The organism is Vibrio crassostreae, assembly GCF_041439375.1.
Classification (GTDB): domain Bacteria; phylum Pseudomonadota; class Gammaproteobacteria; order Enterobacterales; family Vibrionaceae; genus Vibrio; species Vibrio crassostreae_D.
This window is the reverse complement of the sequence record NZ_JBGONY010000132.1, coordinates 1-1,704: the sequence shown is the minus strand read 5'-3', so window position 1 is coordinate 1,704 and position 1,704 is coordinate 1. Positions and strand designations below refer to the sequence as shown.

The 1,704-nt window shown below is 41.3% G+C and carries 5 protein-coding genes; all 5 read right to left on the bottom strand.

The window, feature by feature from the left end; genetic code table 11:
- Positions 1 to 51: 51 nt before the first annotated feature.
- Positions 52 to 360 (bottom strand): hypothetical protein, encoded by a 309-nt coding sequence (locus ACED45_RS23985; protein ID WP_102556867.1) that lies wholly within the window; start codon positions 358 to 360, stop codon positions 52 to 54.
- Position 361: 1 nt separating this feature from the next.
- A complete protein-coding gene (locus ACED45_RS23980) occupies positions 362 to 529 on the bottom strand; it encodes a hypothetical protein (RefSeq protein ID WP_371715207.1) in 168 nt (55 codons plus the stop codon).
- Between the two features lie 103 nt (positions 530 to 632).
- Complete coding sequence (locus tag ACED45_RS23975) at positions 633 to 1,022, bottom strand: DUF7674 family protein (protein ID WP_371715206.1); 390 nt, start codon at positions 1,020 to 1,022, stop codon at positions 633 to 635.
- On the bottom strand, positions 1,023 to 1,298 hold the full coding sequence (locus tag ACED45_RS23970) for a hypothetical protein (protein ID WP_371715205.1): 276 nt from the start codon (positions 1,296 to 1,298) through the stop codon (positions 1,023 to 1,025).
- A gap of 101 nt (positions 1,299 to 1,399) precedes the next feature.
- The coding region (locus tag ACED45_RS23965; protein ID WP_371715204.1) for a hypothetical protein at positions 1,400 to 1,704 on the bottom strand (305 nt) is incomplete at its 5' end.

Below are 1,704 nucleotides of genomic sequence, written 5' to 3'. Positions count from 1 at the left end.
CTCCCCTCTTTGTAACATTAAACCTTGATGAATGTCGTAGTTACAATAAGCCTATTTAACGTCAAATTGTTTCAGCCCTTTGGGCCACAGAATAGTAAAGTCTTCTGAATCAACGTGTCTAAATGCCGCTTTCATCGTAGAAATATCCGTCATACCTGTAAGTATGGTTTTCACCTGCTCAAGGCACCCTTCTGGTTTAGAGCTATAGATGAAGATGTTCATTTCTTCGCTACCGAAATCATGCCCGTCAACATCAGCCGTTGAATCAAGCCCCTCTTCTAATTTGTCTTCCATTTCAATAAGCAAGTCGAAGTCTTCTTCTGTTTCACCGGGAAATTGTATTACCAACTGATAGTTCATCTTAGTCTCCAGAAGGTGGCGGCTTGAGCCCTTTAGCCACTTGCTTCTTGATATAGAATTTCTGACCTTCTTCTGGCCCGATCGGAAGAGTTTCATGAAGATCCCGCTCTAACTTCAACATGTCTTTCTTTTCGCCTCGCGCCAGAATCTTCAGCTTTCCACCATTCATTTGCTTTTGCCAAGGGCAAAGCAGCAGTTTGTGATGGAGATGTTAGATACGGTGATTCAGCAAGCGGCGCATTAAAAAGCCCGCGATTGCGGGCTAATTAACTCTAGAGACCAGGAGTTTTGACTCCTGTAAATTCATCCCATGACTTACAAAACTTCTTGGATTCTTGACCTAGCAAATTAACGAATAACTTAGAATCGACTCGTCCTTCAGAAACAGCATTGAGAAGGTTTTCTAATAGACAGGTTGCTACAGCATCCTTGACACTTTCATCACCTTCATTCAAGCAAGTTTCAATAAACAGAAATATATCCTGTCGTTTATCAATAGAGAGCGTTTCAATATTATCGACTAAATAAGATGCAAATTCTGAAAGGTCATTAGACAAACCTGCTTTCTCATCTCCCCAGAATTCCAAATGTGCCTGCCAAGCCAGCTCAAACTCAGGAACTTTATTTAAAATAAGTTTCATACAATTTTCATTAACAATCATTTAGTGTCCTAATGCATTACGTAGATCCGAAACAATATTTTCGGCAGCGGCACGATCACCAGGGCTAGCTTTAGGGTTATTACCACTCCACTTTTCAAGGGCTCGTATCGAGTCAGCTCCTTTTTGTGAATGGAAACGACCACCAACAGCTTGCCCAGTAGATAACTCATGCCTAATTGCATCAGCAGTGCTACCGCTACCAACTTTGGCATTAGGTCTATAAAGCCCATCAACGATCTTTTTAAGTTGTGGGTTATTCACACTCGGCTTTGACATTTGTTGTCTTAGCTGCGTTTTGTAGGCTTCATGTAAAGCTCGGTTAGCAGCTCCCCTCTTTGTAACATTAAACCTTGATGAATGTCGTAGTTACAATAAGCCTATTTAACGTCAAATTGTTTCAGCCCTTTGGGCCACAGAATAGTAAAGTCTTCTGAATCAACGTGTCTAAATGCCGCTTTCATCGTAGAAATATCCGTCATACCTGTAAGTATGGTTTTCACCTGCTCAAGGCACCCTTCTGGTTTAGAGCTATAGATGAAGATGTTCATTTCTTCGCTACCGAAATCATGCCCGTCAACATCAGCCGTTGAATCAAGCCCCTCTTCTAATTTGTCTTCCATTTCAATAAGCAAGTCGAAGTCTTCTTCTGTTTCACCGGGAAATTGTATTACCAACTGATAGT